Raw genomic sequence first — 6349 nt, forward strand, 5'->3', positions numbered from 1 at the left:
CTTTCCAACCCGAGAAGGAACAGGGCGGCAGGTGAACTGTGCAAAACCCTGACCGAAACCAAGACAATCTATCCCGGTACAGACCTGAAACTTATCTTCAAGTCCATGGCAGTTCAGTTTACGGGAGGTCAGGTTGTCTGAACCTAATAAATCTAAAAACAACGGAATAAATGAACAAAAAATGAAATCGCCATTCTATCCAAATGAATTTAGACCTCAAAACCACTCCCCTCTCATCTCTACAGTCACCACATCCTCCGACACCAACCTTTTTCCGACACCATCCATTTTTACCAGTTCGTATTCGAAAAAGTAGCGCATGCACATGATCTTGCCTTGGTAGAAGTCCTTTTCAAGTGAACCTTTGGACAGGTTTTTTTGGGCGATTAATCCCTGTTGAAGCCATTGCCAGGCGATGGTCAGGATACTGAGGTATTCCAAATATAGGGTAGCATCTGCAAGGAATTCTTCCGGATTTTTTCCTGCCTTGGCAATTAGATGTACACTTGTTTGCTGAGCCCTTTGCAGGTATTTTTCCAACTTTTCGGCAAAGGGGATTAAGGTGCTCTCTACTTTAGCTTTTGCAATGGTTTGCATAATTTTTTCAACAAAAATCTTTACCGCTTTGCCATCTTGCATCAAAACCTTTCTGCCTAATAAATCCAAGCCATGAATTCCTGTGGTCCCTTCATGGATGGGATGGATGCGGGCCTCGCGGTAGTATTGTTCCACAGGAAAATCCGTGGTATATCCCGCGCCTCCCAATACCTGAACAGCAGCCGAAGTGGTCAGGCAGCACATTTCTGAAGGATAGGATTTGGCTATCGGAGTCAGCAGGTCAAGCAGGAGGGAAGCCTCATCATTTTCCTGTCCTTCTGCCACATGGACCAAATCACCCAATTTGGCACAATAGAGTAAAAGGGAGAGGGAACCTTCCACAATGGATTTTTGAAATAATAACATGCGCTTGACATCTGCATGCCCGATGATGGGGATTTGTGGCTGATTGGGATCCTTTTCGCCGATTTTTCGTCCCTGTGGTCTTTCCTTGGCATAAGCAAGGGAGGTATAATAGGCGGCTGTCCCAATGGCTGCTGCATTCATGCCCACACCAACTCTTGCCTCATTCATCATCTGAAACATATAGGATAAACCTTTATTGAGTTCACCTACCAAAAAACCTTCACAACCATCATTGGAACCCATCATCAGATGGGCAATGGGTGCGCCTTTGTAACCCATTTTATGGTAAAGTCCTTCGGTCAGCACATCATTGGAGTCTCCGGTACCGGTTCTTTTTTGCGGAACAACAAACATGGAAATGCCTTTGACTCCCGCAGGGGCGCCTTTAATTCGGGCAAGCATCAGGTGAATCACATTTTCACAGGCATCATGGTCACCACAGGAGATATAGATTTTCTGACCTTTAATTTTGTAAACGCTCTCGGTGTCTGTTGGTGTAGCTGAGGTCGAAAGGTCAGTCAGGGAAGAACCTGCATCAGGTTCGGTCAAGGCCATGGTGCCCTGCCATTTGCCATTATACATATTTGGGGTGAACCTGTCTATCAGCTCCTTACTTCCAAATGTCCGGATCAGATTGGCAGCACCGGAAGTGAGGAATGGATAAACCGATGCCGAATAATTTGCAGCCTGCCAGATAAAACCTGCGGCAGCCTGTATGGTGTTTGGCAATTGCTGCCCACCTTCCTCATAAGGGAAACATGCATTGATCCAACCATCCTCTCCATATTGCCGGTAGATTTTCTTCATGCCCTCATGTACAATGATTTTCCCGTCAACCAATTGTGGTTCATTTCTATCCATTTCTGTCAACAATGGCCTCAAAGAAGTCACTCCAATCTGATCGGCCGCATCCAGCACCATCTCGAAAGTTTCCCGATTATGGTCCTTGAAATAGTCAAATGAGGTCAGGGACAGGGCATCAATATTTTCAAAAAGCTGGAAATGAAGGTCGCGTTTGGAGTAAAACATAGTTAGGTTGGATGAAAGGTTAAGGTCAAAGTATTTTTTCAATAACCACAAAAGAGACAAAAGTCAACAAAAGTTTAAGTGAGGCCATCTAGGACTTCTTTTGTTCTCTTTTGATACTTTTGTGGTTCATAAATAAAAGACTCAGAATAATTGCGACTGATAATGTTAGAGAATTTTTATATTTAAATAAGTAGTAAGTCAAAGTATTTTTTCAATAACCACAAAAGAGACAAAAGTCAACAAAAGTTTAAGTGAGGCCATCTAGGACTTCTTTTGTTTCCTTTTGATACTTTTGTGGTTCAAAATTTATATTTTCATACCAGACTTCTGATGACCTTACAGGGATTTCCTGCAGCTAAGACGTCTTCGGGTATGTCTTTGGTGACCACCGAACCTGCGCCGATGATGGACCTTGATCCAATGGTCACTCCGGGACAGATGATCGTAGAACCTCCGATCCAGACATCATCTCCGATAGATATTGGTTTGCCAAATTCTACCAAGCTACCTCTTTCTCTGAAATCTGTGGGATGAGTAGCCGCATAGAACTGTACATTGGGAGCTATCAGCACCCTACTTCCCAATATCACCGGAGTCACATCCAATACGACACAATTGAAATTGAAAAACACATCGTCTCCAGCGGAAATGTTGTATCCGTAATCACAATAAAAGGGTGGCTCAATCCAGAAGTTCTTGCCTTTTTTGCCGATCAGTTTTTCTAGAATACTCTCCCTCAGTTCAGTTTCATCAGGACCGGAATCATTGAGTTGTTTGGTCAATTGCCTGGCAAATAGTCTTTCTGATGCAAGTTCAGGATCAGAGGCGAGGTAGAGTTCGCCGGCAAGCATTTTTTGTTTTTCGGTCTTTTGGTTAGACATGAGAAATGAGATGTGAGATTTGAGACCTGCTAATTAGGAAGGTAGGCATTAGATTCAAGACTTAATAAACAGAGTATTTTATTTGGATTAAAGTAGGTTTTTGGCTTGGTCGAGGTGGCGCTGTTCGTGGGCGATAATGATTTCGATTGCTTTTTCCAGGGAATAGACGATCAATTTATTAGCTGGGGAATGGATGATCTGGTTTTTTTCAACAAATGGTTCCATCTGTACTATCCAGCTTTTCAATTCTTCCTGATGTTGTTTGAATCTTTCTAAAATGGTATCATCACCTTGTTGAATCTTTGGCTCCCAAAGGGGGAAGGTTTTATGTTTTTTCTTGCCACCATCTGATATGGATTTGAATATCATATCCCCAAATAGATTGGTAAAAAAGGAAAATCTTCCTATGAATGCACCTTGGTAGGTACCGTTTTTGAGTTTTTCGAATATTGGGAAATAAGTTTTGTTGATGGTGATCAGGTGTTCGATGTTTTCTGCTATGCTCCAGGTTTTGGAATTGGGTTTGAGATGGATTTTACTCAGTGGGAGGTCAATAAAAGTTTCAATTGTTTGCTGAGTTATCTGATCAACAGATAGAGTCCATTTTTCGGTTTTATGATTCATTTTAGTTTGTTACCGGTGGTTTGTTTTTTCTTTCAGACAGATTCTTTAGGGTCTCCATTAAATGAGGACCTGTTTGTTTCCCCAAGGACATACTTGTCAGGTATTGCGCATGTGGCATCGTTAAATCATCAAAGTAAACAGGTTTCAGAATATAGCCCAGTGCATCTTGGGAAATTCCCAATACAAACTTAGGCCCATCAACCATCAATTCTTTGGTTTCCAATCCATAAGCAGGGGCTGTTTCTCCGGGATGGCTTGCAAAGGTGGCTTCTCCAATCGAAAACCAAACTATTTCAGATTCCACAAAGTCATCAAATTCCCTTTGGATAATTCCTGCTGCTGAAAGCTGTTGCCAAGCTTGGTTTTCTACAGGAAAAAAAATGGTTTTCCGTTGGAAATCAATATGAGTATTAATTAGGGGCTTTGATTCCGATAAAGCTGATAATGTAGCTTGCGCCAATTCCTTACCTCTTTTTAGGGCTTTATCATAATTACCTGTTTTATCAACAGGTTGTACCCATCCACCGATGGCACCTTGTAAAAATAAGTGTTCTCCTTCCAGTTGCTTTTCCATTTCCTGATAGAACCCGGCCACATAATCAGCGGACACCTCGGTAAACACTGCATCCAAATAGGTTGGGTGGCAGGCAAAATTTGTCAGTGTTGCGATACTTTTGCCCATGTCATCCTTGAACTGTAGGGTAGTTACACTCCGGTCAATTTCCTCATCACAGATATTAGCGACCCATTCTTTCCCAAATTCGGTCATGGAATAGCTTGCGATGGCTGGCTTTAAATTGTTGGATGCGGATGCGATTTGTTCAATAACAGTTTCAAACAATAAATCCATGTAATCAGGACTGACACCGCTTTCGGAATAGTCTTTTCCCCATAAACCCACAACATCAGGTCCTGAATGGGTATGGGTCGAACTGATAATGATATTTTCCGGAGAAAAAGGAATTCCAAAATCCACAAATGCGGCTTTTTTTCTAATGGTCTGTAAGTCCTGATACAATAGGCCTATACAATCCAAGGTGACCATAGCGAAGGCAGTTTCACCATCATAAGCCACTATGGCCTTGGCGTAAAGATTATCCTTGATCCCTGTAAAGGTTCTATTTTGCTTATCGCCTGCTATGTAGCTTCCGATTGCCGGATTGATAACAGCTTTGGAAACTCCAACTTGAAAGGCATTGGTTTTTTCCTTTTGTTCTGACGTGCAGGAATAGAAGATAAAAAAAACCGAGAATATGAATAAGATATATTTCATTGATCTTAGGGCTGAATATCAAATATATTGAAAATACATCTAATTTGAATTTAAAAAGAATAGAACTAATCCATTCCTTTTTAATGTTACAAACTGTTTTTAACCCATCAACATGACTAAAACCAAACCAAAAGAAAGCAGGGTCACCATGGCCACTGTGTTCAAAACCATCATCTGGCCAAGAAGAAAGCAATTGTTTTTAGGGTTTTTTTTGATCATCATTTCGAGACTATCAGGCTTGGTTTTACCGGGCGCAAGTAAAATACTGATAGATAATGTAATCCCTTCCAATGATCTGGACCTGCTCAAATGGTTGGTTTTGGGAGTGGTGGCAGCCATCACCATTCAGGCAACCACCTCTTATGCATTGACACAGATCCTCAGCGTCGAAGCGCAGCATCTGATATCTGTGCTGCGATCCAAGGTACAAAAGCATATTCTTCAACTCCCCATCCGCTTTTTTGACAATACCAAAACCGGCGAATTGGTATCAAGGATAATGACAGATGTGGAAGGGGTGAGAAACCTGGTGGGAACCGGGTTTGCGCAAATGGTTGGAGGGGTGTTGACGGCTGTTATTTCACTGGTGTTGTTGATCTATATCAGTCCGATGATGACCCTTTATGTATTGGTTCCGGTAATTATTTTTGGATTGATTTCCTTGAAAGCCTTTGGTAAAATCAGACCCATTTTCAGAGAAAGGGGAAAAATCAACGCAGAAGTTACAGGAAGACTGACCGAAACTTTGGGAGGAATCAGGGTGATCAAAGGCTTTAATGCCGAAGAACAGGAAATCAAAACTTTTGAAGCTGGTGTGGAGCGGCTTTTTCTCAATGTGAAAGCTAGTCTGACTGCGACCAGTTTTGTGACCTCCTCAGCTACTTTTCTTTTGGGACTGGCTTCCGCCGGTATCATGGGGATAGGTGGATACATGATTATGGATGAGCAGATGACCTTTGGGGACTTTTTGGCCTTCACCCTATACTTAGGATTTATGATTGCTCCGATTGTTCAGATGAGCAATATTGGCAGTCAACTGACTGAGGCTTTTGCCGGCTTGGACAGGACCGAAGAAATCATGAATTATCCCTTGGAAGATGCCCAGGGTTATAGGAATTTGATGCTTCCAAATTTCAAAGGAGATATCAGTTTCCAGAATGTTTCTTTTGCCTATGAAGAAGGAAAAGAAGTGGTGAAAGGAATAAGTTTTGATGCGCCTGCCGGTTCTGTGACCGCTTTGGTGGGTACATCTGGTTCTGGCAAAACCACCATAGCAGGTCTTGCAGCTTCATTTTTAAATCCCGATTCCGGAATGATCACCATTGATGGAAATGACTTGCAAAAAGTTTCATTGAAAAGTTACAGATCCCAATTAGGAGTGGTATTACAGGATGATTTTCTATTTGAAGGTACGATCAGGGAAAACATTCTTTTTCCAAGACCAAATGCTACTGAATCAGAATTACTGCAGGCAGTAAAAGCCGCCCACGTGCAGGAGTTTACCGATAGGTTTGAAGACGGACTGAATACTTTGATCGGGGAGAGGGGCGTGAAATTATCAGGTGGTCAAAGACAAAGG

The 6349-nt window shown here is 42.1% G+C and carries 5 protein-coding genes; 1 reads left to right on the forward strand and 4 read right to left on the reverse strand.

Features of this window, described 5'->3' with window-relative positions; all coding sequences use genetic code 11:
- Window positions 1–216: 216 nt before the first annotated feature.
- The 4 genes from ACEW8O_RS25630 to ACEW8O_RS25645 form a co-directional block, all read right to left on the reverse strand.
- On the reverse strand, window positions 217–1992 hold the full coding sequence (locus tag ACEW8O_RS25630) for an acyl-CoA dehydrogenase (RefSeq protein ID WP_373497479.1): 1776 nt from the start codon (window positions 1990–1992) through the stop codon (window positions 217–219).
- 314 nt (window positions 1993–2306) lie between these two features.
- Window positions 2307–2873: a sugar O-acetyltransferase gene (locus ACEW8O_RS25635; protein WP_373497480.1), complete on the reverse strand. Its 567-nt coding sequence runs from the start codon at window positions 2871–2873 to the stop codon at window positions 2307–2309.
- Between the two features lie 87 nt (window positions 2874–2960).
- Window positions 2961–3497, reverse strand: coding sequence for a DinB family protein (locus tag ACEW8O_RS25640; RefSeq protein ID WP_373497481.1), 537 nt, complete (start codon window positions 3495–3497; stop codon window positions 2961–2963).
- A gap of 1 nt (window position 3498) precedes the next feature.
- A complete protein-coding gene (locus ACEW8O_RS25645; protein ID WP_373497482.1) occupies window positions 3499–4770 on the reverse strand; it encodes a neutral/alkaline non-lysosomal ceramidase N-terminal domain-containing protein in 1272 nt (423 codons plus the stop codon).
- Between the two features lie 112 nt (window positions 4771–4882).
- On the opposite strand from ACEW8O_RS25645, the gene ACEW8O_RS25650 reads away from it, so the two are divergent.
- Window positions 4883–6349, forward strand: a 1467-nt coding sequence (locus ACEW8O_RS25650; protein ID WP_373497483.1) for an ABC transporter ATP-binding protein, incomplete at its 3' end; no start/stop codon positions are given.

Origin of the sequence: Aquiflexum sp., from assembly GCF_041749095.1 — a bacterium.
In the GTDB taxonomy this organism is placed as follows: domain Bacteria; phylum Bacteroidota; class Bacteroidia; order Cytophagales; family Cyclobacteriaceae; genus Aquiflexum.

Excerpts from the sequence above, each read along its gene's own strand:
- ACEW8O_RS25635 (WP_373497480.1), bottom strand. The coding sequence starts at position 2,873 with ATGTCTAACCAAAAGACCGAAAAACAAAAAATGCTTGCCGGCGAACTC.
- ACEW8O_RS25645 (WP_373497482.1), bottom strand. The coding sequence starts at position 4,770 with ATGAAATATATCTTATTCATATTCTCGGTTTTTTTTATCTTCTATTCC.
- ACEW8O_RS25640 (WP_373497481.1), bottom strand. The coding sequence starts at position 3,497 with ATGAATCATAAAACCGAAAAATGGACTCTATCTGTTGATCAGATAACT.
- ACEW8O_RS25630 (WP_373497479.1), bottom strand. The coding sequence starts at position 1,992 with ATGTTTTACTCCAAACGCGACCTTCATTTCCAGCTTTTTGAAAATATT.